The sequence below is a fragment of the Heyndrickxia acidiproducens DSM 23148 genome (assembly GCF_000374345.1).
Lineage (GTDB): Bacteria > Bacillota > Bacilli > Bacillales > Bacillaceae_C > Weizmannia > Weizmannia acidiproducens.
Genome location: NZ_KB893976.1, coordinates 48,609 through 74,765, shown reverse-complemented (window position 1 = coordinate 74,765; position 26,157 = coordinate 48,609). Strand labels below are relative to the sequence as shown.

Annotated in this window: 27 protein-coding genes; all 27 read right to left on the bottom strand. The window is 45.3% G+C overall.

Translation table 11 applies throughout. The features are described 5' to 3' along the window. Positions 1–16 precede the first annotated feature (16 nt). The 27 genes from flgG to rplS all read right to left on the bottom strand — a co-directional run bounded on the left by flgG (position 17) and on the right by rplS (position 26,096). A complete protein-coding gene (gene flgG, locus C232_RS0100380) occupies positions 17–829 on the bottom strand; it encodes a flagellar basal body rod protein FlgG (protein WP_018660067.1) in 813 nt (270 codons plus the stop codon). A 72-nt stretch (positions 830–901) separates the two neighbouring features. Then, positions 902–1,309 (bottom strand): TIGR02530 family flagellar biosynthesis protein, encoded by a 408-nt coding sequence (locus C232_RS0100375; RefSeq protein ID WP_018660066.1) that lies wholly within the window; start codon positions 1,307–1,309, stop codon positions 902–904. Between the two features lie 14 nt (positions 1,310–1,323). Further along, positions 1,324–1,989, bottom strand: a complete 666-nt coding sequence (flgD, locus tag C232_RS0100370) for a flagellar hook assembly protein FlgD (protein ID WP_018660065.1) — start codon at positions 1,987–1,989, stop codon at positions 1,324–1,326. Next, positions 1,990–4,095 (bottom strand): flagellar hook-length control protein FliK, encoded by a 2,106-nt coding sequence (locus C232_RS0100365; RefSeq protein ID WP_018660064.1) that lies wholly within the window; start codon positions 4,093–4,095, stop codon positions 1,990–1,992. 34 nt (positions 4,096–4,129) lie between these two features. Beyond that, on the bottom strand, positions 4,130–4,762 hold the full coding sequence (locus tag C232_RS0100360; RefSeq protein ID WP_018660063.1) for a MotE family protein: 633 nt from the start codon (positions 4,760–4,762) through the stop codon (positions 4,130–4,132). Between the two features lie 8 nt (positions 4,763–4,770). After that, positions 4,771–5,217 carry a flagellar export protein FliJ gene (gene fliJ, locus C232_RS0100355; protein WP_018660062.1) on the bottom strand — a complete coding sequence of 149 codons (447 nt, stop codon included), beginning with the start codon at positions 5,215–5,217 and terminating at the stop codon, positions 4,771–4,773. Beyond that, positions 5,214–6,539 carry a flagellar protein export ATPase FliI gene (gene fliI / locus C232_RS0100350; RefSeq protein ID WP_018660061.1) on the bottom strand — a complete coding sequence of 442 codons (1,326 nt, stop codon included), beginning with the start codon at positions 6,537–6,539 and terminating at the stop codon, positions 5,214–5,216. The genes fliJ and fliI overlap by 4 nt, the downstream gene beginning before the upstream one ends. Then, positions 6,536–7,300, bottom strand: coding sequence for a flagellar assembly protein FliH (gene fliH / locus C232_RS0100345; RefSeq protein WP_018660060.1), 765 nt, complete (start codon positions 7,298–7,300; stop codon positions 6,536–6,538). The genes fliI and fliH overlap by 4 nt, the downstream gene beginning before the upstream one ends. Beyond that, positions 7,293–8,306 carry a flagellar motor switch protein FliG gene (fliG, locus tag C232_RS0100340; RefSeq protein ID WP_018660059.1) on the bottom strand — a complete coding sequence of 338 codons (1,014 nt, stop codon included), beginning with the start codon at positions 8,304–8,306 and terminating at the stop codon, positions 7,293–7,295. Before fliG ends, fliH begins: the two co-directional genes overlap by 8 nt. A gap of 11 nt (positions 8,307–8,317) precedes the next feature. Next, positions 8,318–9,925, bottom strand: coding sequence for a flagellar basal-body MS-ring/collar protein FliF (gene fliF / locus C232_RS0100335; RefSeq protein WP_018660058.1), 1,608 nt, complete (start codon positions 9,923–9,925; stop codon positions 8,318–8,320). A gap of 187 nt (positions 9,926–10,112) precedes the next feature. Next, positions 10,113–10,424, bottom strand: a complete 312-nt coding sequence (gene fliE, locus C232_RS0100330; protein WP_018660057.1) for a flagellar hook-basal body complex protein FliE — start codon at positions 10,422–10,424, stop codon at positions 10,113–10,115. 38 nt (positions 10,425–10,462) lie between these two features. Then, positions 10,463–10,915, bottom strand: coding sequence for a flagellar basal body rod protein FlgC (gene flgC / locus C232_RS0100325; protein ID WP_018660056.1), 453 nt, complete (start codon positions 10,913–10,915; stop codon positions 10,463–10,465). Between the two features lies 1 nt (position 10,916). Next, positions 10,917–11,300 carry a flagellar basal body rod protein FlgB gene (gene flgB, locus C232_RS0100320; RefSeq protein ID WP_018660055.1) on the bottom strand — a complete coding sequence of 128 codons (384 nt, stop codon included), beginning with the start codon at positions 11,298–11,300 and terminating at the stop codon, positions 10,917–10,919. A gap of 456 nt (positions 11,301–11,756) precedes the next feature. Then, positions 11,757–12,536 carry a GTP-sensing pleiotropic transcriptional regulator CodY gene (gene codY, locus C232_RS0100315; RefSeq protein ID WP_018660054.1) on the bottom strand — a complete coding sequence of 260 codons (780 nt, stop codon included), beginning with the start codon at positions 12,534–12,536 and terminating at the stop codon, positions 11,757–11,759. Between the two features lie 123 nt (positions 12,537–12,659). After that, entirely contained in the window at positions 12,660–14,132 is a 1,473-nt protein-coding gene (hslU, locus tag C232_RS0100310) for an HslU--HslV peptidase ATPase subunit (protein WP_018660053.1), read from the bottom strand. Positions 14,133–14,145: 13 nt separating this feature from the next. Continuing rightward, the gene (hslV, locus tag C232_RS0100305; RefSeq protein ID WP_018660052.1) at positions 14,146–14,688 is read right to left on the bottom strand and encodes an ATP-dependent protease subunit HslV; all 543 of its coding nucleotides are present in this window, start codon (positions 14,686–14,688) and stop codon (positions 14,146–14,148) included. Positions 14,689–14,731: 43 nt separating this feature from the next. After that, entirely contained in the window at positions 14,732–15,634 is a 903-nt protein-coding gene (gene xerC / locus C232_RS0100300; protein ID WP_018660051.1) for a tyrosine recombinase XerC, read from the bottom strand. 451 nt (positions 15,635–16,085) lie between these two features. Continuing rightward, positions 16,086–18,161 carry a type I DNA topoisomerase gene (gene topA / locus C232_RS0100290; RefSeq protein ID WP_018660050.1) on the bottom strand — a complete coding sequence of 692 codons (2,076 nt, stop codon included), beginning with the start codon at positions 18,159–18,161 and terminating at the stop codon, positions 16,086–16,088. Positions 18,162–18,485: 324 nt separating this feature from the next. Next, positions 18,486–19,364, bottom strand: a complete 879-nt coding sequence (gene dprA, locus C232_RS0100285; protein WP_018660049.1) for a DNA-processing protein DprA — start codon at positions 19,362–19,364, stop codon at positions 18,486–18,488. Between the two features lie 153 nt (positions 19,365–19,517). After that, the gene (gene sucD, locus C232_RS0100280) at positions 19,518–20,420 is read right to left on the bottom strand and encodes a succinate--CoA ligase subunit alpha (protein ID WP_018660048.1); all 903 of its coding nucleotides are present in this window, start codon (positions 20,418–20,420) and stop codon (positions 19,518–19,520) included. Positions 20,421–20,488: 68 nt separating this feature from the next. After that, positions 20,489–21,649, bottom strand: a complete 1,161-nt coding sequence (gene sucC, locus C232_RS0100275) for an ADP-forming succinate--CoA ligase subunit beta (protein ID WP_018660047.1) — start codon at positions 21,647–21,649, stop codon at positions 20,489–20,491. A 114-nt stretch (positions 21,650–21,763) separates the two neighbouring features. Next, a complete protein-coding gene (locus C232_RS0100270) occupies positions 21,764–22,051 on the bottom strand; it encodes an EscU/YscU/HrcU family type III secretion system export apparatus switch protein (RefSeq protein ID WP_018660046.1) in 288 nt (95 codons plus the stop codon). Then, positions 22,048–23,307, bottom strand: a complete 1,260-nt coding sequence (locus C232_RS0100265) for a hypothetical protein (protein ID WP_018660045.1) — start codon at positions 23,305–23,307, stop codon at positions 22,048–22,050. Before C232_RS0100265 ends, C232_RS0100270 begins: the two co-directional genes overlap by 4 nt. Before the next feature lie 54 nt (positions 23,308–23,361). Continuing rightward, on the bottom strand, positions 23,362–24,120 hold the full coding sequence (locus C232_RS0100260; protein WP_018660044.1) for a ribonuclease HII: 759 nt from the start codon (positions 24,118–24,120) through the stop codon (positions 23,362–23,364). Positions 24,121–24,165: 45 nt separating this feature from the next. Beyond that, a complete protein-coding gene (ylqF, locus tag C232_RS0100255) occupies positions 24,166–25,008 on the bottom strand; it encodes a ribosome biogenesis GTPase YlqF (protein WP_018660043.1) in 843 nt (280 codons plus the stop codon). Between the two features lie 52 nt (positions 25,009–25,060). Then, on the bottom strand, positions 25,061–25,609 hold the full coding sequence (gene lepB, locus C232_RS0100250) for a signal peptidase I (protein WP_018660042.1): 549 nt from the start codon (positions 25,607–25,609) through the stop codon (positions 25,061–25,063). A gap of 142 nt (positions 25,610–25,751) precedes the next feature. After that, a complete protein-coding gene (gene rplS, locus C232_RS0100245) occupies positions 25,752–26,096 on the bottom strand; it encodes a 50S ribosomal protein L19 (RefSeq protein ID WP_018660041.1) in 345 nt (114 codons plus the stop codon). Positions 26,097–26,157 lie beyond the last annotated feature (61 nt).

Below are 26,157 nucleotides of genomic sequence, written 5' to 3'. Positions count from 1 at the left end.
CTCAGGCCCTTGCCTCCTATCGTTTTAGATTAACCAGTTCCTGGAGTATTTCATCTGATGTCGTAATAATCCGGGTGTTCGCCTGGAATCCGCGTTCAGCCACAATCATGTTGGTAAGTTCTTCGGATAAGTCAACGTTGGACATTTCCAAAAAGCCGGATTCAATTGAACCATTACTTCCTGTTCCGGGAATTCTATTATTATTGTTTGGGGCTCCTGAACTAACACTATCCAAGTATAAGTTCCCACCCGCTTTGGTTAAGCCTGCCGGGTTTGGAAAAGTGACAACGCCAACTCTTCCCGGATTTTCAGGATTAGCTCCTTCTGCATCGGTTAAATTAATGGTTCCGTCTGAAGCAATGCTAAAGCCGGTAACCTCTGAAGAATTAATGTTCATGGTTTCTCCATCGGAATTCAGTAACTTGTAACCATCCGAGTTTACAATGTAGCCGTCATCGTCTAAATAAAAATTGCCGGCACGCGTATAATATGTTGTTTGGGTATCCTTCCCTTGGAGAGCAAAATATCCGTCTCCATTAATCTCCAAATCAAGCATACGCCCTGTTGATTCGGGGCTGCCTTGGGTGTCAATGATATCAATCGAACCAGTTGTTGACCCAAGCCCGATCTGTTTTGCATTCGTACCGCCCATACCGGGATTCGAACCTGCCGTCGCCCCTGCGAGTGTCTGGCTGATGGTATCCTTAAAAGTGACACGGCTTTTTTTGAAACCGTATGTATTCACATTTGCAATATTGTTGCCGATTGTATCGAGTTTGGTTTGGAAGTTTTTCATGCCGCTGACACCTGAATATAATGAACGTAACATTTTATTTCCCCTCTCTATTGTATTGGGCTGTTTCTGTCATTCCGCAGCCCGGGCTTCCGTATTGGGTCCTGCCTAAGATTCCATGATGATGGCGCCGTTAATATTGCTGAAAATCCGGGCGCCCGCTTCATGGCGGTCCATTGCTGTAATGACGGTCGAATTTTTAGCACTGACGATCAATGCAGCATCTTTTACTAATACAAGCATTTCATTTAAGCCTTTTTGCCTGGCTTCGCTCACCTTCTCTCCTATTTCCTCCCACGTGGAAGAATCCAGTTGAATTCCGCGCTCCTGCAGCCTCTCGCCGGCATGCTTGCTGATTTTCAAAGCCTTAGCGTCTGCTGTGTCTGTCAGCGCATTTTGCAAATAGGCAGAGAACCCATCAGGCTGGAGCGTTTCCTTACTGTTTTGCTTTGTCCGATTGAGTGAACGAACGGGTGTGAGCTGCTGCATGGGAAACGGATGCCGGATATTGTTCACTCCATTACACTCCCCTAGCCAGCAATTTTCAATATTTGATCGGTTGAGATTTTCTCTCCATTGTCCAGCGTCAACACTGCAGAACCGCCATGCATAGAAGCCGCGCTTACTGCAGCCGATCCTTCAACACCGCCACCGTTTGTATAAGTGACATTTTTCCCGATTAAATAACTGGCCTGAATAAGGGCCGAACTGGAATCTATGCCGCTTTTGATGGCAGTAATATCAGTTGCGCCCACTTGAGTTCCGTCAGTTAATGTAAAAGTAACTGAATTGTCATCGCCAAAGATAACGCCAGTAATAACGCCCGTTCCGGAAGTGGTAGTTTTTGTTCCATCATCTGCCGCTGTTGTCTGATTCCAGGACACTTCTTTGCCGATATACTGCGTTAAAGAGATTTGCCGGTTCTGCTGCTGTGCTTTTACGAGGCTTTTTATCTCATTCCCCATGTTTGTCATCTGTTCCAGCGATGAAAACTGGGCCATTTGCGCGATAAATTGGGAATCATCCATCGGGTTTGTCGGATCCTGATTTTCAAGCTGGGCGATTAATATCTTTAAAAACGCGTCTTCATCCAATGTTTTGCTTCCCGTTGTTGGCCTGCTGTTTGCCGAACTGCCGGTGGCGCTGCTGAATAGCAGATTGGGATCACTGGGATCTATAGAAGTCAAATTTTCCACCTACGCTTCCGTTTCAAATAATTGATCTTTTAGAAAGGATGAAAAATGATCTGTACCGTTTTGTTCTTTCTTTTTATTTTCCTGCTGCTGCCGTTTTTCCTGGTTCTGCGGCTGCTGCATATCACTTGTCTGTTGCGGCATATCTTTATAAATCACATTCATTTGGCCCAAATCAATATGCTGGCCCGCAAATGCCTGCTTTAACTGCTGCAAGTGCGAGTCCAGCAAATCTTTTGCCGCACTCGTGTTGGTGATGATCTTTGCCGTCAGCTGCCCGTTTTGCTCAGTTAATTCGACCTGCAGCGACCCCATGTTTTCAGGGCGCAGGCGTATCATCAGCCTGCTTGATCCCAGCCGGTTCGAATAACTGGCCCTATGCAGAATGGCTGCAAAGTCCGAAATGAACTGCCGGTATGAAACCGGGTTTTCATCTGCGCCGGTATAGAGCGTAAACTGTTCTGTTTTTGCCATTTGATGATGTGATACCTGGACATTCGGGTCAATTGACGGCTTCTCATTAAGATCATAACTGCGATTTACTTTTTGATTTGTATCATGTTTATCTAATGCAAAGCCTTTCAGTTGAACTGAGCTCTGATCTTGACCCGGCTTCCCGCTTCCGCCATTTTCCTTTATCGAAGGATCCTGATTTTTTTCGGAAGGATCATGAGAAACTTGCCCGCTGGTGTCTCCAATGATCGGATAACCGCTTCTGGTTTTGGCTGCCCGCACTAAAGGGCCATTATGGCTACTGGCTGCCGGACTGGAAGCTTTATCGGCACCCATCCCGGTTTCGGAATTCCCCGCTGGTTTGCAGCTATTTTCATCCGCCGGCGTTGCTTTTTCTTCTGATGCCATACCGGAAGTTTCGCCTGTATTGGTTCGGGCTGGCGTTTTTTCAATTTGATTTGGCAGTTGCTCCGGGAGCATGGCTGGAGTTGCTCCGGGCGTTTTGGCTGGAGTTTCCAGCGCATCTGTCCCTGCTGCCCTGTTGCCCGTTGGATCCTGGCCACGGGACGAATTTGCCGTCGTTTTCCCGGTTATTTTTACCGGGGCTTCTGAGCGTTCCGCTGCTGCCTTATGATTGCCGATCTGTTTTAGGTCGTGGTCAGGCGGCTTTGCCGCCGCTTCCCCGGCTGATTTTACAGAAACTTCATTTTCGCTCCCGGCAACAAGGAATCGGGCATCTTTTACGCTGGTCACATTGTCCGGACTTTCCCCAGGATTCATCCCTGCTGCCTGGCTTTCAGATGATGGTAAGCCGGTTTGCAATCTTCCGGCAGGCGGATCAGATTCTCTCATAGTAACCATGAATCGATTCATGCCAAAGTTGGAATTTGCGGGGTGCTTCATGCTTTTGTTTGGAACAGCCTTTGGCAGCACCTCATCCCCAAGTGCGTTCAAATAAGATTTTTGCAGAACCTCAGCCTTTTCTTGTATCGTGAGGCCGTTTTGACTGTTCGGCTGATTTTGGACGCTTGAAGTGCTGTTTTGATTTGGCATGTTTTTTAGAAATTTTTCAATTTTCGTGGACAACTTGTTCATTTGCTCTGCCATCTTCATCCATTTCAAACCTGTTCCGTCCGCTGCATTCACATTGTCCCAAATAGCGTTCGCCTCTTTCAGCAAGCTGTCTAAACCGGACTGATTCAGCTTGGGCAGCGATTCAACCGGCACCATCCCCAACAACATGATTACATTCATGGCAGCTGTACCGGTATCATCATGGTTTTCTATTGCTTTCTTCGTTTCCAGTACCAATTTTCTGCTGCTTGCATCATACGGGCTGATGATCGCCGATATTTCATCCAGTAAGCCGGCTGCAGCTTCTCCCGCTCCGTCTGTATCTGTGCAGCCCGAAAATTCGCAGGATCCTGCATCCTCCACCTGCCCGGCACCAGGCACAGACAGCCACTGCAATATCTGTTGGAAAACTGCGAGATCCACCTGTTCCTTTCCGGCAATTTCTTCTTTACCGGTACTTTTTTGCATGGAGAGGACACGAAGCACATTTGAAAAATCGGAAGTGCTTTGCCCGCTTACTGTTTCCGGCACCCGTCCGGCACCCTGCAATGGTACAGTTGCCGGGATCATACTGACATTCACATTTTTCACCTCCTTTCAAGTCAGGCAAAATGGGTCATGTGCCTTTATTGGTAAGCAGTTTAGTGTATTTTGCTGCATTTTCCGCACTCATCTTTTCTAAAACACTTGCAAGCGTATCAGAACTTAATTGCGAGAGGATTTGGGTGGCCTCTGTATCGCTCATTTTGACAAGTATCGATGCTGCGTTATCCGGCGACATATTTTCGTATGTACTGGCGATCTCCTTTATCTTTTTCTTGTTCGCCGCCTGTGATTGCTGCGCCTTTTTTAACTGGGCCTGCAAATCCTTTACCTGCTGCTCGGTTTTTAAATTTTTCTGCCGGCTGCTGTCCAGCTGGGATTGAAGCTTATCGATTTCCTTGTCTCTTTCATCAAGTTGCTTTTCCAATTTCGTAATCTGTCCGGAATATTGCTTGGATGAGTAGGCCGGATCCGATTGTTTTTGCGGCTCTTTGTCATCTCCTGCAAATAAATTCGTGATTTTGTGTTCAACGGAGGCGGCTTTGCCGATGACATTAATGCCGGAAAAAGTTGCCACAATCAGTGCCATCGCAATTGCAAAAAGCAATGGAATCAGAACAACATAGCAAAACCACTGCAGTTTGCCGCCCCGGCCGGTTTCTTCTTCCATTTCCGTTTCTTCTTGTTCATCTGCTTTTTTTGCCATGTGATCACCTAATTTCGAATGTGCCGAAAGAATGTTTGTGTGGAGATTTCATCCGTTTGTTTTTCTTCATCTAATTTTAATTTTTCGAGAAAGCGGCTGTAATCTTTATCCTTTATTTTTTCAAACTTTTTCACTTCAATATTTTTCTCCTGTAATTTTTGCTGTTGCCAGTTCATTCTGTTACGGGCTTTCATAACAAGCTGTTGGTAGTAATGGATAGATTTCTCTATATCTGCGATAAACCGCTGATAATGCCGAATTTCCCGGACGGACAGCCCTGTTGAAATTTTAGCGGCCTGATAGGCTTCCAAGTCTTCTTTCTTTTTCAGTAATGCATAGAGTTCCCGGGCCGTGTCTTCAAACGCCTGCAAAGCATGTTGATAGGTTGAGAGGGCTGCATCTTTCTCTCTTTCTTTGACATCTAAAATTTTTTCAAATTTATAATGATAATTCATACCCAATCACCCGTTTCCGCCAATTTAATCAAAGCCTGAATGCTTTCCTCAATGCTCCATTTCTGTTCTGTGCTTTGTTTTATAAATGAAATGATTTTTGGATAGCGTTCTATTGCCTCGTCAATTTCTTTTGAAGCACCCGGTTTATAAGCGCCGATATTAATCAAATCCTCTGAATTCAAATAGGTGCTCAACTGGTCGCGGATTTTCCCGGCCGCTTTTTTGTGCGCTTCATCTGCCAGCTGGCCCATCAGGCGGCTGACGCTTTTTAGGATGTTGATCGCCGGATACTGGCCTTTATTGGCAAGATCCCGGTCCAATACAAAGTGCCCGTCCAATATTCCGCGGACGGTATCGGCGATCGGTTCGTTCATATCATCACCGTCGACCAGCACCGTATAAATTCCTGTAATCGTGCCAAATTCGTTTGTTCCGGTTCTTTCCAGCAATTTTGGCAGCATCGCAAAAACGGATGGCGTATACCCTTTAGTGGCCGGCGGCTCGCCCGTTGCCAGACCGACTTCACGCTGGGCCATGGCAACCCGGGTAACCGAGTCCATCATAAACATGACATTTAAACCGCGGTCGCGGAAATATTCTGCGATTGCCGTTGCTGTATAGGCACCTTTAATGCGCATCAATGCGGGCTGGTCGGAGGTAGCCACCACGACAATTGATTTTTTTAAACCCTCAGGCCCAAGATTGTGTTCAATGAATTCTTTTACCTCCCTGCCGCGTTCCCCAATTAGCGCAATAACGTTTAAATCCGCATTGGTATTCCGGGCGATCATGCCCAGCAGGGTACTTTTGCCGACACCGCTGCCAGCAAAAATCCCGATCCGCTGCCCCATGCCCACTGTCAGCAAACTGTCAATCGCACGGACACCGAGTTCAATCGGTTCCCTGATTGGCGGGCGTTTAAGCGGGTTCGGGGGCGTACGGTCGATCGGAATGGATTTTAAACCAGACGGAAGCGGCGTTAAATCAAGCGGGTTCCCTAAAGAATCAATGGCCTTGCCAAGCAGCGCCAGACCTGCTTTTATTTGCATCGGCCTGCCTGTTGCTTCTACTAAACTACCAGGTGAAATATCCTGGATATTGGTGTAGGGCATTAAAATGACATTGCCATCCCGGAAGCCGGCTACTTCCGCCAGAATGGTTTTATTTGTTTTCTTGTTGTCCACATGGATAAAACAAACATCGCCGACTGAACTATCCGGGCCCTGGGATTCTATTAATAACCCAATTACCCTTTTTACTTTTCCGTAATGTTTAAAGGTATCGATTTCGGGTATACAGGATAATAGCTGTGCCGCCTTCAATTTTCATCACTCTCCATATATTCAAGCAGTTTGGCTTTGAGTTCGGAAAGTTGGCTGTCAATGCTCGCATCAATCCGGCCGCTGTCTGTCTCAATATACACTTGGAGAGGATGAAGCGACTCATCCGGGTATATATAGCACTTTGTATCATTAGGAAAAATCGCATCCAGTTCTTCTTTATTTTCCATCACAAGGAGATACTGGTCCGGATGGATATGCAGATTGACTTCTTTGCTTTCAAGCGCTTCTTTTAAAACTGATTTTACAACCGGCAGCAGTTTCTCAGGAGCCAGTGCCAGGGCTTCATGCAAAATTTTTTCCGCCGCTTTCATGGCAAGATTGAGAATATCTTTTTCAGACCGTTCAAGATGCGCTTTGAATTCTTGTTTGGAACGGTCAATAATGGCTGCGGCCTGCTGCAGTTTTTCCCGGAACTCTTTTAACCCCTGCTCGCGGCCGTCCGCATAGCCCGCCTCGAATCCCTGCCGGCTGGCTTCAGCACTGAGGCGGTCTTTCTCGGTTGACCAGTTCCTTCTTTCTTCATCGATTTGTTTGCGGATCGCTTCCGCTTCATTTTTGCTGTTCGTGATCAAACGTGCTGCTTCCCGGCTGTACTTGGATAGGAGCTGCTGCCTGGCTGCCTGTTCTTCTTCACTAAGCCCCTCTTCCCGGCTGTGAAAGGCGGGCAGGGTGCGAATGCCGATGACTTTCCGCCCGGGAGCCGGATTTTCGTTCCACCGGGTTTTAATGATATTAGACAATGATATCGTCCCCCCCGTTTCTGGCAATGATGATCTCACCAGAATCTTCCAGCCTGCGGATAATCGATACAATTCGGGACTGCGCATCTTCCACTTCCCGCAAACGGACAGGGCCCTTGTATTCCATTTCTTCCTTGATGGTTTCGGCCATCCGGCTCGACATATTGCGGAAAATGACTTCTTTGACTTCTTCGCTTGAGACTTTCATAGAAAGCAGCAAGTCTTCATTTTCACATTCCCGGATCACGCGCTGAATGGAACGGTTGTCCAATGTAACAATATCTTCAAAAACAAACATTCTCTTTTTAATTTCTTCAGCAAGTTCAGGATCTTTTAGTTCTAATGAATCCAAAATTGTTTTTTCTGTAGAACGGTCAACGCCGTTTAGCACCTCGACTACAGATTCGATGCCGCCCGTTTGCGTGTAGTCCTGGGTAACAGTGGCTGAAAGCTTTCTTTCAAGGATCGCCTCAACTTCGCTGATCATTTCAGGAGATGTTCCTTCCATTAATGCAATTCTCCGTGCAATATCCCCCTGTACCTCGGCCGGGAGCTCGGACAAAATCTGGCCGGCCTTTTGCGGATCAAGATACGATAAAATTAATGCGATCGTTTGCGGATGTTCATCCTGAATAAAATTTAAGATTTGTGCCGGGTCAGCTTTACGGGCAAAATCAAACGGGCGCACCTGCAAGGATGATGTTAAACGGTTAATAATGGAAGCTGCCTCTTCCGGCCCAAGCGCCTTTTCAAGAATTGTTTTCGCATAGCCGATGCCGCCCTGGGAGATATAGTCCTGGGCAAGGGCGATATGATGAAACTCATTAAGAATCTCTTCTTTTGTTTCACTATCCACTTTCCGCACGCCGGAAATTTCAAGCGTCAGTTTTTCAATCTCTTCTTCTGTTAAATGCTTATAAACAGAGGCCGATACATCCGGGCCGAGCGAAATTAAGAGAATGGCCGCTTTTTCTTTTCCGGTTAAAGTTTTTTCCCTGTTCGCCATTAAAACACCCCCTATTCTTCAGAAAGCCATGACCGCAACAATTTGGCAAATTCATCCGGTTTCTCTTTTGCTAGTTTTTCAAGCTGCCGTTGTCTTTTAACCGCTTCTGTTTCTTTTTCAGCATTTACATCCGGCACTTCCGGGATATAGACCGGTTGTTCCGGTCCAGCAGCCATTTCTTCTTCAAAGGCTTCCGCGTCTCTTTTGGCTCTTCTTCTGTTCCGGATCATAAAGAATGAAAGTGTTCCAATGATGAGCAGGAGAGCGGCTCCCATTGCGTAAGCCCACCACGGAATGGACGTATCCTTTTCTGATTTTTGCGGTGCATTGGCAGCAAACGGCTGAACTGACACAGCAATTTTATTTGCGATGGAACGGTTCGTCAGGCTTGTACCGCTGCTTTTGTCGATCGACGTGCGCACAATCGTCGCAAGCATCGTCCTGATATCTTTCAGCCGGGATGGTGGCAGCGATGAACGTTTGGTCCTGTCCGGCGGCTCTACCATGACTTCAACGCCAAGATCCCTGATTTTATAAGGGCTTTCGACAATCTTCCGTTTTATCCGGTTGACCTCATAATTAATGGTGTTGGATGTTTTCGAATATGTGCCATCTCCATTGGTGCCGGAAATATAGGATGAACCAAGTGAATCAGAGCTGCTTGAAGAAGATGTTGTCCCGCTTGCTGCTCCGGTTCCCTTATACGTTTCCTGAATTTTTTTGGCGCTGATTTCGATGCCTTTCATATTGGTTTTGTCAACTGGCTCAACCAATTTTTCTTCCCGTGTTTCCCGGGTAAAATCGATATCTGCCGTAACCGTTACAACCGCTTTTCCGGTGCCCATCAATGTCGAAAGCATCGTCTGAACCTGCTGCTGGATATCGCGTTCAATTTGTTTTTTAATTGACTGCTGCTGTGTATAAGCATTTGATGAAGAACTTGCAGAATTTAAGTCGTAATACTCAAAATTCTGGTTCATGATGACGATATTATTAGTAGGAAGATTTGGCACACTTTTTGAGATGAGATTGTAAACAGCCTTAATCTGGCTTTGATCGAGATCATAGCCGGATTTTAATGTTAATACCACAGATGCAGAGGCTTCGGCCTTGCTGTCAGTGACAAATACGCCCTGGTTTGGCAGGTTGATCATCACCTTGGCTTTCTCCACGCCATCCATCTGCTCGATGAGATTTTCCAGCTCGGTTTGCATTGCATCCAGTTTGACAACATTAAATTCATTGTCTGTCATGCCGAAACTGGCATTTTTGCTGAAAAAGGAATAATCAATGCTTCCGGTTTTCGGCAGCCCTTTTGCAGCTAAAGTTACTTTTAAGTTATCTACCTGGTCTTCCGGCACTTCGATGGTCTTACCGCCATCGGTTACTTTGGAGTCAACCCCTTCGTTATCCAGTTCTTCTTTTATGGAGCCCGTTTCAGTTACATCCAAACCGCTGTACAGCGGAACATATTTTGTTCTCGTCGCAAAATATGTTCCGGCAGCTGCCACTAAAACAATCAGAATAACAGAGGATATCCCCAGCGTTTTTTGCTTTTTGCTTTTTCTGTTCCAAAAGTCTTTTAAACTTTGGAGAGATCGTTTCAACTTTTCATTCATCATTATCCCCCGGGATAAAAGGTTTCACTTTGTTTTATACATAGAACAATACCGCGTACAAAATCTGCTCTCCTTGTTCCGAAAATGGATGGTGGATTTCAGTACAGGTTCAAAATGATTTCGCCAGGCCTGCTTTCCTGCTGCCGATTGGAGCTTTAAAGCCCATTTTTTGCAGATCAGTTTCCTGTTAAACTTGCATTCTCATCATTTCCTGGTAGCCTTCGACCGCTTTGTTTCTCACTTCAAGTGCAGCCTGCATCGAAATTTTGGCTTTTTGCGCCGCAATCATTACTTGATGAAGGTCCACATTTTCACCATTCGCCAATTTTGTAATCAGCATATCAGCATGATTTTGCTGTTGGTTAACACTGTCAATTGACTGCTTTAACAGATCCGAAAATGTGGCAGAAGCCGCACCAGAATTTGATCCGCCCGCTTTTTTTTGAGACGGGCTGCTAAAAATATTGGAAGCAGCTGAAGCGATATTTTGAACTGCCATGTTAAGTCACTCCCCTTCTAATGAATAACGGCCGGTTATTATGATTGGCCGATTTCAAGTGTTTTCATCAGCATGGCCTTTGAAGCATTTAATGCCGTTACATTTGCTTCATAGGAACGGGTGGCACTGATCATATCCGTCATTTCAGTTAAAATATCAACGTTTGGCTTTGTGACATAACCAGCCGCGTCCGCGTCAGGATCGTCCGGGCTGTATTCCTTTTTAAAATTTGCTTGATCTTCGACAATCCCTGCCGCTTGTACACCATTACCGGCCGAGATTGACCCCAGCCGGGAGCTGAGCATGGAAGAAAAAGAACCGTTGCCGGCTGATAATACGACTTCTTTTCTCCGATACGGCTGCCATTTGCCGTTCACCAGTGTATCTCTGGTTGTATCGGCGTTGGCGATATTGGATGAAATAACGTCCATCCTTAAACGCTGGGCAGATAGTGCCGATGAAGATATATTCATGCCGGAGAACATGGACATCTTAGTTGCCCCCTTTCACGACATTCAGCAGCGATGAAAGTTTGCCGCTTTCGAGCTGTATGAGTGATTCGTAATAAATTTGGTTGCTGGCAAGATTCGACATTTCCGTGTCTATATCTACGCTGTTGCCGTTATTATTGTAGGTAACGCCCGGCTTCGTAACAATGCTTGAGCCACTGCCATCCGTTCCGCTTAAATCAAAATGCCGCGGATCGGTTTTTTCGGTTTGAACCGAATCCTGGAGGAGATTTTTGAAACGCACATCCCGCGCCTTATAGTTGGGTGTATCGGCATTGGCGATGTTATTGGAAATGGTTTTCTGCCTCAGCGAAGCATACTGCAGCGCGTTTTCCAGTGAAGAAAATGTACTGGAATATAATTGCATAAATGACACCTTCTAACAAAAATATGACGTTTTTTTCTTTTTTACGACAAAAATGTTAACTAAGTAATATTTTAATGGTTTCCTTTCTGGCTGTAAATGAACATATTTATAAATTTAATGAAAAATGATATACAATACCCCAAAATAGGACTTTTGGTTTAAAAGCATAATATACCATGGGATATAATGGAACTTTGTCCGATAATTGATTATCTTCAGCCTTATGGCATATGACAAACGGCTTATTCTCCATTAGCCGTTTTGTATAATCATACATTCACATCAATAAATAAAATATCAAGGTGAAACAGGGCCGGACCTTATATTTTCGACAGATCACAACAGAAAACAACATCAATTGAGGGGAAATGCCGGGGTGGTACAATAGTGGTACAATCATCGAAGTAATGGAAAGGGATACACCTTGGAAGTGTATCCCTTGTTTATTGAAACATATTAGTTTGACCTGACTTTTTCCAGCTCAACCAGGAATTTATTGTTAAGCACTTTAATATAAGTACCCTTCATGCCGAGAGAGCGGGATTCAATGACGCCGGCGCTTTCCAATTTACGGAGGGCATTGACGATTACGGAACGTGTAATCCCGACGCGGTCTGCAATTTTAGATGCGACGAGCAGGCCTTCTTTTCCGTTCAATTCTTCAAAAATGTGTTCGATTGCTTCCAATTCGCTGTAAGACAGTGAACTGATTGCCATTTGGACAACTGCTTTGCTTCTTGCTTCTTCTTCAATTTCGTCTGTTTTTTCGCGAAGAATTTCCATGCCGACAACCGTTGCACCGTATTCAGCCAATACCAAATCTTCGTCGTTAAATTGTTCTTCGAGGCGGGCAAGAATTAACGTGCCGATTCTTTCTCCTCCTCCGACAATCGGAACAATGGTTGTTAAGCCATTTTCAAATAAATCTTTGTTTTCAACCGGAAAAGCGGTATATTCGCTTTCGATGGTCAGGTTTGAAGATGTTTCATTAATATTGAATAAGCTTTTTGTATATTCTTCCGGGAATTGGCGGTCTTCAAATATTTTCTTTGTGCGCTCATTCTCAATTTGCTGGTTGGTTGCAACGCCCAGCAATTTTCCGCGGCGGCTGACAACATATACATTTGCTTCAATGACATCGCTTAATGTTTCTGCCATTTCCTTAAAATTAACCGGGCGTCCGGCAGCATTTTGCAGCATTGAATTAATTTTCCTTGTTTTATCTAATAAACTCATTTTAATTCCTCCTAGATCGATTCATTATCATAATTGAATTACTTCTTTTGCAATAATGGAGATGACACCGGTAAACGGCCGGAACCTTAATTTACACTACCCTTCATGAGCTCTTCAAAACGGTTATAAAATAAACTGGCTCAGGTCTTTATTCTGGGAGATGACCTGCAGCTTTTCATCCACATATTGAGGGGTAATGGACACTTTTCCCAAATGAATATCCGGCGCTTCAAACGACAAGTCTTCAAGCAGTTTCTCCATAATCGTATGCAGTCTCCTTGCACCGATATTATCCGTGTTCTGGTTCACATCATAAGCAATTTCAGCAATTCTGGTAATAGCCTCGTCAGAAAATTCTATTTCTATACCTTCTGTTTCCAACAATGCAATATATTGTTTGATTAAAGCATTATCAGGTTCCACTAAAATCTTAACAAAGTCTTCTACCGTCAGTTTGCCGAGTTCAACGCGGATCGGGAAACGCCCCTGCAGCTCCGGAATGAGATCCGACGGTTTTGCCGTATGGAAGGCGCCTGCTGCGATAAACAAAATATAATCAGTCTTAATTGAACCATATTTCGTTACAACCGTTGATCCTTCCACAATCGGCAGAATATCGCGCTGGACGCCTTCCCTGGATACATCCTGGGAAGAAGCATTGCCGCCTTTAGAGGCAATTTTGTCAATCTCATCAATGAAAATGATGCCCGTCTGTTCCGCCCGATAAATTGCTTCTTGCGTCACTTCATCCATATCAATTAGTTTTTGGGCTTCATCCTGGGTCAGTACTTTTCTGGCTTCTTTAACCGGAAGCTTGCGTTTTTTTGTCTTTTTCGGAATCAGGCTGCCAAGCGCATCCTGGACATTGACGCCCATTTGTTCCATGCCGGAACCCTGGAGCATGTCGAACATGGATGGCGCCTGTTCTTCCACTTCGACGGTGACAAGTTCGTCTTCAAGCTCCCCGTTTAAAAGCCTGGTTTTAATGCGCTGCTTCTGTTCTTTTTTTGAAAATTCTTCTTCGGCTTCATCGCTTTGTGGATTTTGCTCTTCCACATTTCCGCCGAAAATCATTTCAAAAGGATTTTTAAAATTGGTTTGCTTTTTTTTGGATGGGACAAGCAAATCCACGAGGCGGGCATTTGCATTTTTTTCAGCCTGCTCTTTGACCTCAATCATTTTGCTTTCTTTGACAAGCCGTACTGAAGTCTCCACTAAATCGCGCACCATTGATTCGACATCGCGGCCGACATATCCGACTTCCGTAAATTTAGTTGCCTCAATTTTAACAAACGGGGCACCAACCAGTTTCGCCATTCTTCTTGCGATTTCCGTCTTGCCGACGCCGGTCGGGCCGATCATTAAAATATTTTTAGGGATAATTTCTTCCCGCATTTTCTCAGAGAGCAAACTTCTGCGGTAACGGTTCCGCAATGCCACCGCAACTGCCCTTTTTGCCTCTTTCTGGCCCACAATATATTGGTCCAAACGCTCAACAATTTGCCTTGGTGTTAAACTTTTTGCATTTTTTAACGAATACGCCAAGCCGCTCACTCCTTTATGGAAATTATGCCGGTTTTTTGCCTTTCCTTGCATAGGTTTTCCTAAATTAAAGCTCTTCGACAATGATATTCGAGTTGGTAAACACGCAGATTTCCGATGCGATTTCAAGAGAAGCTTTTGCGATTTCTTTTGCGGTGAGGTCCTCTGCAGCAAAGCGCTTTAATGCGCGGCCTGCGGATAACGCATAGTTGCCGCCGGAACCGATTGCGAGAATGCCGTCATCGGGTTCAATGACTTCTCCGGTTCCTGACACAAGCAGCAGATTTTGTTCATCCATGACAATCAACATGGCTTCCAGCTTACGGAGAACTTTATCGCTCCTCCACATTTTGGCCAGTTCAACTGCGGCCCGCGTTAAATTCCCGTTATATTCCTGAAGCTTTCCCTCAAACATTTCGAATAAAGTGAAGGCATCCGCAACAGAGCCGGCAAAGCCAGCCAATACTTTTCCATTAAAAAGCCTGCGGACTTTTTTGGCTGTATTTTTCATGACTACAGAATTGCCGAGCGTCACCTGCCCATCACCTGCCATCGCACTTTTTCCATTATGCCGGATTGCAAAAATTGTAGTCGCGTGAAAATCACCCATTTGAAGCACCTCCTATGTAATCATAAAGCTGAAAAGGCATTTGCTAGGCTCGTGGATGAAACGACATGTATGTCTTGCGTAAATGCTCTTTTGTGACATGCATATAAACCTGCGTGGAAGACAAGTTTTCATGCCCCAATAGTTCCTGGACTGTACGCAAGTCTGCCCCGTGATTTAGTAAATGGGTGGCGAAGGTATGCCTGAGCATATGCGGGTGTATTTTTCCCGTCAAAGATGCCTTTTTGATGATTTCATTGAGAATGTACCGGACACCGCGGCTCGTAAGCGGGCCTCCGCGGGCATTCACAAATAAATAAGGATGTGCTTTCGCATTCCCGGTTAAAGCCGGGCGGGACTTTTCCATATATTTGTTGATCGCATCGCCTGCAAAATGGCCGAATAAAACAATCCGCTCTTTTCTGCCTTTTCCAGTCACATGAATGGTTTCAAAATCAAAATCAATATCTTTCATTTTGATTTGAACACATTCACTCACGCGGATTCCGGTCGCATACAGCGTTTCCAGCAGTGCTTTATTGCGGATGGATAAATCGTCCTCCCCTTCGCATGCCGAAAACAGCTGCTCCATTTCTTCTTCGTAGAAAAATTTGGGTAATCGCTTATGTTTTTTCGGTTGTGACAAAAGTGCAAATGGATTCTCGCCTACAAGTTTTTCCCGCATTAAGAATTTAAAAAAACTGCGGATGCTTGAAATTTTTCTTGCTGCGCTCGCCCTGCTGTAGTGTTGCTCATAAAGTTTCGTTAAAAAAAGCCTTCCATCCAAGTATTCAACTTGTGCCAGCGAGGATATTCCCTGTTCAGACATAAACGCAAAGAAATCTTCAAGATCCTGGCGGTAAAATTGGATCGTGTACTCAGAATAGTTCTTTTCTATCTGCATGTATTCCAGAAAAGACCTCAGCCTGCCGGACAGCTCAACATTCATCTGTTTAACACCTCACAAGGGCTATTAAATCATACCACAATTGATATCCCGATTGCAATGAATATTATATATTTTTCATAAATTTTCGAATAGTTTTTTACAATTGTTTAAAAATCTTAACTTGACTGCAAAAAAAGCCCTTCTCCTTGCATTTCGTCCGCCTGCTTAACCGCCGCTTTTGAAAAACCTGCACCAGCATTCACTGCTTTTGCTTTCCCAAAAGCTTTCGAAGATCTTGTCGTTTTTTGTCAGATCTATCCTCTAGCATTTTACACTAGTTGTCAAAAGAAGTAAAAGCATTTGTTTATTTTTCTTCGCAAAAGTTTTAATTTTAAATGTTTTGTGTGATTTGCTTTCAGCTGTTTATTTTAATGCCGCATAAAGGGGGCGAACTGACTGCATCCGCCCCCCTGAAGGATAGATATAGAATGCGCAGGAAAAGGTTCCCCGGTTACTCAACCGATTTTTCTGTGTAATCGCAGTTTACGCATTGGATTTGCGTTCCTTTTTTCAGCTTTTTCTCTACCAGCATATGATCGCATTTCGGGCATTTTCTCTCAATTGGCTTATCCCAGGAAAGGAAGTCGCATTCCGGATAGCGGTCGCAGCCGAAAAAGATGCGTTTTTTCTTTGTCCGTCTTTCAATAATTTCGCCTTTTTCGCATTTCGGGCATTTGACGCCGATTTTTTTGATGATCGGTTTTGTATTCCGGCATTCCGGGAAGTTGCTGCAAGCCATGAATTTTCCGTAACGGCCCATTTTATAAACCATCGGGCTCCCGCACAACTCGCAATCCTCGCCGGCAGGCTCATCTTTTATTTCTACTTTTTCCATTTCGGTTTCTGCTTTCTTTAAATTTTCCTCAAAATCTTGATAAAATTGGTCGATTATATTTACCCAGGCAACTTTACCCTCCTCAATATTATCCAGGTCCTTTTCCATTTCAGCGGTAAATTCGACATCAATGATTTCCGGGAAAAATTCGACAATCAGTTCCATTACGATTTCCCCAAGTTCTGTTGGGACAAAGCGTTTGTTTTCAAGGGCCACATAACCGCGTTTTTGAATCGTATCAAGCGTCGGGGCATATGTCGACGGCCTGCCGATCCCGAGCTCTTCCAGTGTTTTAACAAGTCTTGCTTCGGTATACCGCGGCGGCGGCTGTGTGAAGTGCTGTTTTGGTTCTATTGTTTCCGATAAAACTGCATCCCCTTCTTTTAAATCAGGCAAAAAACGTTCGCTTTCCTCCTGCTGGTCATCCGAACCTTCGACATATACCTTCATGAAGCCGGGGAAACGGATTTTTGATCCGGTTGCACGGAAAAGTACCGGCCCGTTCGATAGATTAACACTCATCGTATCCAATAGTGCCTGGGCCATTTGGCTGGCTGTAAACCTTTCCCATATCAGCTTATACAATTTATACTGGTCACGGCTTAAGAACGGCTTCATTGTTGCAGGATCACGGAAGATGCTTGTCGGCCGGATCCCTTCATGGGCATCCTGGGCATTGGCTTGCTTTTTGTCTTTTCTTTCATCCTTCCGCAAATATTTTTCACCGTATTTATCCGTGATAAATTGTTTGGCTTCTTGTTTCGCCACTTCGGAGATCCGGGTCGAGTCGGTTCTCATATAGGTAATTAACCCGACTGTCCCTTCTTTGCCTAATTCAATTCCTTCATATAATTGCTGGGCGATCATCATCGTCTTCTTCGCCCTGAAATTGATTTTACGGGCGGCTTCCTGTTGCAAAGATGACGTGGTAAACGGCGGCGCCGGATTCCGTTTCTTTTCTTTTTGTGTAATAGAGGAAACAGTAAATTGGTCATTTTGGATCATGTCCAGAATTTTCTTTACGTCCGCTTCGGATTTAAGCTTCGTTTTCTTGCCGTCCACACTGTAAAAAGAAGCCTGAAATGAATTTTTTCCATTTTTAAAAGCGCCTGTGATGGTCCAGTATTCTTCCGGTTCGAATGCTTTGATTTCATTCTCGCGGTCAATAATCAACCGGACAGCAACAGACTGCACCCTGCCGGCACTTAAACCCTTTTTCACCTTTTTCCACAAGAGCGGGCTGATGTTGTAACCGACTAAACGGTCCAGTATCCGCCGCGCCTGCTGGGCATCGACCAAATTCATATTGATCGGCCGCGGATGTTTAAAAGATTCTTTAATCGCATCTTTTGTGATTTCATTAAATACCACGCGGCAGTCCGAATTGACATCGAGATCGAGGCTGTTGGCCAGATGCCAGGCGATCGCTTCCCCTTCACGGTCGGGGTCAGCTGCCAGATAGACTTTTTTTGCCTTTTTGGCAGCAGTCTTTAAATCTTTTAATACCGGGCCCTTTCCTCTGATCGTAATGTATTTGGGTTCAAAATGGTTTTCAATATTGACTCCCATCTGGCTTTTCGGCAGATCCCGAATATGCCCCATGGAAGCCTTTACTTTATATTTTTTTCCTAAATATTTTTCAATGGTTTTCGCTTTTGCGGGTGATTCCACAATTACTAAGTAGTCTGACATTCAAAATCCTCCCCAGAGGTTAACATACCCTCTATTTACAACATCCTTGCCGGTTCATTATTTTTATACTTGAAATCAAATGTAAATATTAGCCTTGAAGTTGGCATTTGTCAATTTAAATATTTTATCACGCCATTCAACACCTGGCCAGCAAACGGTTCCATTTCGAAAATTTGATCTTTTCTATCTCTATTTTATATACATCTTATCCAAAAATCATGAGTTTTTTCATAAAAAGAAAAAAAGCAACCTCACTTTATGAATTTTTCTTTAAAGTTTGCCGCATTTCCAAAGCATTTTTCCGGTATGGGGATGGATGCCTTCTCAGCCATCCATCCGTAATTCTTCTAATATGTCTTCGCTGCTGGCTACAAGTTTGGCCCCCTGCTGAATTAAATGATTCGTTCCGGCCGAGAGCGGATCCAGTACATTGCCGGGGATGCTGAACACTTCCCGCCCTTCCTGGAGCGCAAAGTCAGCGGTAATGAGCGAGCCGCTTCTCCTTTCAGCCTGGACAACGAGAACCCCTTCAGACAGGCCGCTGATAATCCTGTTTCTTTCCGGAAAATGCCATTTTTGCGGCCGGGTTGCGGGCGGATATTCAGAGAGCAGTAAATGGTTTTGTTTGATTTGTTCGGCTATAAGTTTATTTTCCCCCGGATAAATATGAAAAAAACCACTTCCGAGCACCGCAATGGTTCTGCCGCCGAGTTTCATGGCGGCAGTGTGGGCAATCGTATCCACACCCCGGGCCAATCCGCTTGCGATCACAAAGTTCTTTTTAATCAAAAGGGGCAGGATCTGCTCAACGACCTGCTGCGCATCGCCGGCTGCTTTTCTGGAACCGACCACTGCCAGTGACCGCGCCTGCAAGAGTGAAAGATCCCCGATTGCATAAAGAACGAGCGGCGGTTGGTAGGTTTCTTTTAATAAAGAAGGATATTCAGGGTCAAGGGGGGTGAGGAGGCGGATGTGGTGTTTGGCGTAAAGGGATAAAACGGGTTTGATATCAAGATGGTGGAGATCATAATAAAAGGCTTCAAATGGTGCGGCCTGCATATTGAGCAGTTTTTTTAAGGATAAGGGAGGCATATGCAAAAGTTTTTCAAGCGGGGGGTCGTATTTTAGCAATTTCATTTTATGTACGGGCCTGATTCCCCTGCAGTGATCAAGACGAATGTATTTTGCTTTTAACGGTTCCATGTCATTCCTCGCTTTCTTGTTTGGCATTTTGCCACGGTTAAACTGATCCCAAAAGGGTAGATAAATAGAAACCAAACAGACCCGGCCCATGCACTTTAACGATTGCCGTGCATGGCCGGATCCGGTCTGGTTGATTCACATTCTTTTACCGGCTTAGAGATTATGGCATTTTTCGTACAACCCTTTTTCTTTCAGGACACGGACCAATGTTTCCCCAATAACAGCCGGCGTTTCCGCAACTTGAATGCCGCATTCATTCATCACACGGATTTTCTCAGCTGCCGTGCCTTTGCCGCCGGAAATAATAGCGCCGGCGTGGCCCATCCGTTTTCCCGGAGGCGCAGTTACCCCCCCGATAAAGCCAACAACAGGTTTGGTCATATTCGCCTGTACCCAGCGGGCCGCTTCTTCTTCCGCATTCCCGCCAATTTCACCGATCATAATGACGGCTTCGGTTTCAGGGTCTTGATTAAACGCTGTCAAAACATCGATAAAATTCGTGCCGTTGACAGGGTCACCGCCAATCCCGATCGCATTGGTCTGGCCGATGCCGGCACGCGTCAGCTGATGAACCGCTTCATAAGTCAGCGTACCGGAACGTGAAATCACACCAACATGGCCTTTTTTGTGAATATATCCCGGCATAATGCCGATTTTGCATTCATCCGGTGTAATGATTCCCGGGCAGTTCGGACCAATCAGGCGTGTTTTTTTGCCTTCCATATAACGTTTGGCTTTTACCATATCCAAAACCGGAATATGTTCAGTGATGCAGATGACCAGATCCAGCTCCGCATCAACGGCTTCCATAATGGCATCCGCTGCAAACGGCGCCGGCACATAAATAACCGAAACGGTTGCGCCGGTTGCTTTTACCGCTTCTTCCACCGTATTAAAAACAGGAATGCCTTCTACTTCCATACCACCCTTGCCAGGAGACGTGCCGCCGACAATTTTTGTACCGTATTCCAGACATTGTTTTGTATGGAAAAGTGCTGTTTTCCCTGTGATCCCCTGGACAATGACTTTCGTGTCTTTATTAACATAAATGCTCACTTTATTCCCCTGCCTTCTAAGTCAAGAATATTGTTCGTATTGGAAATAATTGCTATTCTATTTAAAAATCAGCCGACGAGTTCAACAATCTTCTGCGCACCGTCCGCCATTGAATCGGCAGCGATAATCTTCAGACCGGATTCATTAAGGATTTTCTTGCCAAGTTCCACATTTGTGCCTTCAAGGCGCACAACGAGCGGGATTTTCAGTTCCACTTGCTTGGATGCAGCTACAACGCCCGCCGCGATCACATCGCATTTCATAATGCCGCCAAATATATTGACAAAAATACCTTTCACATGTTCATCTGAGAGGATGATTTTGAACGCTTCCGTCACTTTTTCTTCAGTTGCGCCGCCCCCGACATCCAGGAAGTTTGCAGGATCGCCGCCATAATATTTGATAATATCCATTGTTGCCATTGCGAGGCCGGCCCCGTTCACCATGCAGCCGATATTCCCGTCCAGGGCAACATAGCTTAAATCGTATTTTGAAGCTCGAATTTCTTTCGGGTCCTCTTCATCCAAATCGCGGTATTCGAGAATATCCTGCTGGCGGAAGAGTCCGTTAGAGTCAAAGTTTAATTTGGCATCCAGTGCCATGACTTTGCCGTCTCCCGTTGTCACCAGCGGATTGATTTCCGCGATTGAGCAGTCTTTTTCAACGAATACCTGGTACAGGCCCATCATAAATTTCACGGCCCGGTTTACGAGTTTACCAGGAATATTGATGTGAAACGCAATCCGGCGCGCCTGGAATGGAAGCAAACCGACAGCGGGATCAATGGTTTCTTTGAAAATCTTTTCCGGCGTTTTTGCCGCGACTTCTTCAATTTCCGTGCCGCCTTCTTCAGATGCCATTAAAACGACTCTTGACTGCGCGCGGTCAAGCACAAGGCCGACATAATATTCCTTTTGGATATCGCATCCTTCTTCAATCAGAAGGCGCTTTACTTCTTTACCTTCGGGGCCCGTTTGGTGTGTGACCAAAGTTTTTCCCAATAATTCCTGCGCGTATGTACGAACCTCATCCAGATTTTTTGCAACCTTGACGCCGCCCGCTTTTCCGCGTCCGCCGGCGTGAATTTGCGCTTTTACGACACAAACATCTGTACCGAGTGCTTTTGCCGCTTCGACCGCTTCATCGGCTGTAAAAGCAACTTTTCCGTTCGGCACAGCAACCCCGTACTTTCTGAGGATCTCTTTGCCTTGATACTCGTGAATATTCATCTTCCATCCTCCTATCAAACTCTTCAAAAAATTAACTGCGCTTTCATTTTAATAAACATCCGGTAATATGTCTACAATTAAGATCAGAAAACGGAATATTATTTAAAAATATTTTCAGGATGGTGGTTTCATAGACTGGTCGGTCCTGTAAATAAAGGCAAACACTTCGGCTACCGCTTCAAAAAGTTCTTCGGGAATCGTTTCATTGATATTCAGCTGGCCCAGCAGCATGACCAAATCCTGATCTTCCTGGATCGGCACATGATTTTCATTTGCTTTTTGAAGAATTTGTTCGGCAACTGCCCCCTTCCCTTTTGCTTTTACAACGGGGGCAGTATCGATGCCGGCCTTGTAGCTGAGCGCAACCGCTTCTTTTTGTGCAGGATGGTGTTCTGTTTTCATATCCTGATATCCACCCCTTTATAGGAAGATTCTTGTTGCAATGCAGCCGGAAGCAGCGGCAGCCCGTCCCCGGGGGCACGAAAATGGACGGCCGACAATGTATAATTGAGCTTTTGCAAGTTGGCTTTTAATGCCGGCAGGATTTTACACGCCGCCTCCTGAAATTGCGGGCTGCCATTGCTGACATTTATAGAAATGATTCGGTTTTGGACATTCATTTCAACAAGAGTTTCATTTGAAAATTGCAAATCAAGATAAAAGACGATTTTACAATAATCACTGTCAAGTTGTCCATTGTTCTTCTGTTTGCCTGACCACTGGATGGCAGCGTGGGTTTGAAAATGCGGAAAATTCAGCGGCAGGTCTATCAGAATATGCTGAACGGGTGTATTGAGGGCGGTAACCAGCTGCTGGCCATTCATCTTTAAAACAAGCTGTTCCGCTGTCTCACGCGCCTTTTGCGGGCCGGCTTCTTTTTGCAGCATTTCAACAAGCAGTGCTTTTAACGGTTTTTCAGCAACCTGATCCCAATTTTCCTGCAGGTCAGGAATCCCGCTTTCATAAAAGAGGCCGAGTTTTCTGATCAAGTCTTTGATCTGCATGGCAATTCCGCTGCCGGTTGCGCTAAGCGGCTGATTCTCCGGTTCAAGAACGGATTGCAGCGCTGATAAAATAGTTTTGGTTAATGGTGCCGCCGGTTTTTCCTGCTGTAATTGTGCCTGCAGGGTTTTAAGCAGGGTGGCAGCCGGCACAGCCTGATCCGCTGTGGCGAGCGAATGGAAGATGCCTTCTGTCAGCGGCAACCCGTTTCCAAGCATTGCCTTTGCCGCCTCCAACCCTTTTTGCAAGTCCGGGGCTTCTTTCAGCCAGCTGCCAAGATCGCTGATCATCCCTTTTGTGAACGGAAGATTTTGGCTTGACAAATAGGAGACGAGGGCCCGGTATTCTTTGCCGGCCGGCAGTTGCAATTGGGAAAAGAGCGTATCACTTCCCGTACGGTCCGGCCCGGCCAGCCTTTTCAACTGCACATCCCCCCCGGCGGAAACGGTTTGGAACCAATAACCCTTCCCGCTCTCAACCGGGACTTCCAGCTTCGCCACAAAAGTATGCGGACCCGCTTTGACCAGGGCGGTGCGGTTTGAAAACAGCTTTTGAATGCTGGCGAAAAAAATTTGCCCGGTTTTAAATTCGAAAGTCTGCAAATTTGTATGGGCAAGCCTTGAGATTGCCGATTCAACTACAGAGCCAAATTGCATTTTTTTCACGCCTTTTGCATTAAATTTGTTTCTTTTATTGATATATCGCCGGTTTCACAACAAATCTTTAACCGGTGCAAACGATTTTCTATGTACCGGGCATGGGCCAAAATGTTCTAATGCTTTTAAATGTTCCCTTGTCCCGTAACCCATATTCCTTTCAAATCCGTATTGCGGATACGTTTTTGCCAGTTTGTGCATCATCCGGTCGCGCGTCACTTTTGCAATAACGGAAGCAGCAGCGATAGAAATACTTTTTGCATCTCCTTTGATGATGGCGGTTTGCGGATACGGAACAGACAATTCCATGGCATCGATCAGAAGATGGTCCGGATTCAACTGTAAATTGGCAACGGCCTGTACCATGGCTTTTTTGGCCGCTTGATAAATATTGAAGGCATCAATTTCCGCTGCACCGATGATGCCGGTGCCGATTTTTAGCGCTTTTTCGCAAATTCCTGTAAAATAGGCTTCCCGCTGCTTTGCGCTTAACTGCTTGGAATCATTTAATCCTGGTAAATAAAAGTCCTCAGGCAAAATGACCGCTGCTGCAATTACGGGGCCTGCAAGCGGGCCTCTCCCGGCTTCATCAATACCTGCGATCAGCCGGCAGCCCTGTTGCCTTAATGTATTTTCATAATGCAGCATCCGCCCGAATTTTTCCCGTGCCTGCTTTTGTTTTTCCAGGTTTTTTTTCCATTTTTCCAGTGCTTTCTGTACGCCCTTGCGCCCATCCCGGCTCATCTCCAAAATAAACGGATCATCCGGGTTGCTGAGCAGGGCGAGCCGGGTTTCAATTTCACTGATTTTCATCTGTTGAACACCTCAAAAAAATAAGACTCCCAAAAAAGGGAGTGCTTACAGGATATCAAATGTTAACGGCCCGAGTTTTTGCCCGCGAATGTCACGGATAATCAATTTTGCCGTTTTGTCATAATCCACTTCACCGCCGGCCCTTAAACAACCGCGCAGCCGGCCGATATGGTCAAATAATCCCACTACTTCCGCCGGTATTTCCGTTAATTGATAACGTTCCATCAGGGCCTGCGGATAATGCTTTTCTGTAAATTTCAAACCGAATACTGCAATATCCTGCAAATTTAAAATCGTATCTTTGATGGCGCCGGTTAGCGCCAGTTTATAACCGACTTCTTCATCTTCAAACTTCGGCCACAGGATTCCGGGCGTGTCGAGCAGTTCCATTGATTTGCCGACTTTGATCCAGGCCTGTGCCTTTGTTACACCAGGTGTGTTGCCTGTTTTTGCAATGTTTCTTTTAGCAAGCCTGTTGATCAGCGTGGATTTCCCAACGTTTGGAATCCCGATGATCATTGCCCGGATCGCTCTTGGCTTCATGCCTTTTGCACGCATCCGGTCCCGCTTTGGTTTTAAAATCGTTTCGGCCAGTTTTACCATTTTGTCGAGGCCGGTGCCGGTTTGTGCATCGATAGCAAGAACGTGCCGGTTTTGGTTTGCGAAATGTTCAAGCCAACGCGCCGTCATTTTTGAATCTGCCATATCAGCCTTGCTCAGCAATGTGATCCGCGGTTTTTGCTGGATGATTTCGTCCAGCATCGGGTTTGCCGATGAAACCGGGATCCTGGCATCGACCAGTTCAAAAATAATGTCGACGAGCTTGAGTTTTTCTGTTACTTCTCTTCTCGCCTTGGCCATATGCCCGGGGAACCATTGTATTGCCATCCTGCTTCAACTCCAACATATTATGATCCTTTTTGTGGCGCCCTCCGCTTTTCTATTTCAGAATATGGGCGTCTTTGAGGGGCCAGTATACAAATTTTGTGTCGCCGACGACTTTTTTCAGAGGGATGGTGCCGATTTGGCGGCTGTCTTTGCTGTAGCGGCGGTTGTCACCCATGACAAAGATTTGGCCTTTTGGCACCGTATCTCTCCCAATATAGTCCTTCAACGTAAAATCTTCTGTAAGCGGACCGTCAACAACTACTTTTTTGTACTTGTCGAGATAAGGCTCTTTATAGGCTTTTCCATTAATATACAGGACATCATTCTTATACGCAATATGGTCGCCTGGAAGCCCGATTACCCTTTTTATGTAATCTTTTCCTTCAGGTGCATGGAAAACGACAACATCAAAACGTTTCGGTGTGCCAAGCTTATTGACAATCATCCGGTCCCCGTTTTTCAGCGTCGGCATCATTGATGAACCGTCAACCACAATCGGGGCGAATAAAAAGTAACGGAGGACACCGGCCAGTGCAACAGCGATTAGCAGTGCTTTTATCCATTCCCAGAGCTCATTTTTTGGTTGTTTTTGTTTTGCCATTTTCACACCGCCTCATTCACAATAATCGTATTGTGTATTTCTATTCATTATATAGTATTTTGAAAGGATTTAATCATTTTATTAGAAAATGAAGAAAAGGGGCTTTTCGAAAAGCCCCTTTTTTAAAACAAATATTCCTGAATTAACGGATTTCTTTAATACGGGCGGCTTTACCACGCAGATTACGCAGGTAGTAAAGTTTCGCACGGCGAACTTTACCGCGACGCACGACTTCTAACTTCGCAATTTTTGGTGTGTGGACAGGGAATGTACGCTCAACCCCAACACCATAAGAAACTTTACGTACTGTAAAAGTTTCGCTGATTCCACCGCCGCGGCGTTTAATGACAACACCTTCGAAAATTTGGATACGTTCGCGTGATCCTTCAATAACTTTCACATGGACACGGACAGTATCGCCAGGGCGGAAAACAGGAAGATCTGTGCGAAGCTGGTCTTTTGTAATTTCAGCAATAATATTGTGCATCGTATTCAACTCCTTCCAACAAATGCTCTTGCAAAACTTAGTATAATTGCAGCGGAACATT

Bases quoted from the DNA above. Each gene is read 5' to 3' on its own strand.
- flgC (WP_018660056.1), bottom strand. From the start codon at position 10,915: ATGTCCATGTTCTCCGGCATGAATATATCTTCATCGGCACTATCTGCC.
- sucC (WP_018660047.1), bottom strand. From the start codon at position 21,649: ATGAATATTCACGAGTATCAAGGCAAAGAGATCCTCAGAAAGTACGGG.
- C232_RS0100270 (WP_018660046.1), bottom strand. From the start codon at position 22,051: ATGAAAACAGAACACCATCCTGCACAAAAAGAAGCGGTTGCGCTCAGC.
- fliF (WP_018660058.1), bottom strand. From the start codon at position 9,925: ATGAATGAAAAGTTGAAACGATCTCTCCAAAGTTTAAAAGACTTTTGG.
- fliG (WP_018660059.1), bottom strand. From the start codon at position 8,306: ATGGCGAACAGGGAAAAAACTTTAACCGGAAAAGAAAAAGCGGCCATT.
- xerC (WP_018660051.1), bottom strand. From the start codon at position 15,634: ATGAATGTTGAGCTGTCCGGCAGGCTGAGGTCTTTTCTGGAATACATG.
- C232_RS0100360 (WP_018660063.1), bottom strand. From the start codon at position 4,762: ATGGCAAAAAAAGCAGATGAACAAGAAGAAACGGAAATGGAAGAAGAA.
- ylqF (WP_018660043.1), bottom strand. From the start codon at position 25,008: ATGGCAATACAATGGTTCCCCGGGCATATGGCCAAGGCGAGAAGAGAA.
- C232_RS0100265 (WP_018660045.1), bottom strand. From the start codon at position 23,307: ATGCAATTTGGCTCTGTAGTTGAATCGGCAATCTCAAGGCTTGCCCAT.
- rplS (WP_018660041.1), bottom strand. From the start codon at position 26,096: ATGCACAATATTATTGCTGAAATTACAAAAGACCAGCTTCGCACAGAT.
- topA (WP_018660050.1), bottom strand. From the start codon at position 18,161: ATGTCAGACTACTTAGTAATTGTGGAATCACCCGCAAAAGCGAAAACC.
- dprA (WP_018660049.1), bottom strand. From the start codon at position 19,364: ATGGAACCGTTAAAAGCAAAATACATTCGTCTTGATCACTGCAGGGGA.
- codY (WP_018660054.1), bottom strand. From the start codon at position 12,536: ATGAGTTTATTAGATAAAACAAGGAAAATTAATTCAATGCTGCAAAAT.
- flgB (WP_018660055.1), bottom strand. From the start codon at position 11,300: ATGCAATTATATTCCAGTACATTTTCTTCACTGGAAAACGCGCTGCAG.
- lepB (WP_018660042.1), bottom strand. From the start codon at position 25,609: ATGGCAAAACAAAAACAACCAAAAAATGAGCTCTGGGAATGGATAAAA.
- hslV (WP_018660052.1), bottom strand. From the start codon at position 14,688: ATGGGTGATTTTCACGCGACTACAATTTTTGCAATCCGGCATAATGGA.
- hslU (WP_018660053.1), bottom strand. From the start codon at position 14,132: ATGCAAGGAAAGGCAAAAAACCGGCATAATTTCCATAAAGGAGTGAGC.
- fliJ (WP_018660062.1), bottom strand. From the start codon at position 5,217: ATGAATTATCATTATAAATTTGAAAAAATTTTAGATGTCAAAGAAAGA.
- C232_RS0100260 (WP_018660044.1), bottom strand. From the start codon at position 24,120: ATGAAAATCAGTGAAATTGAAACCCGGCTCGCCCTGCTCAGCAACCCG.
- flgG (WP_018660067.1), bottom strand. From the start codon at position 829: ATGTTACGTTCATTATATTCAGGTGTCAGCGGCATGAAAAACTTCCAA.
- fliE (WP_018660057.1), bottom strand. From the start codon at position 10,424: ATGGCAGTTCAAAATATCGCTTCAGCTGCTTCCAATATTTTTAGCAGC.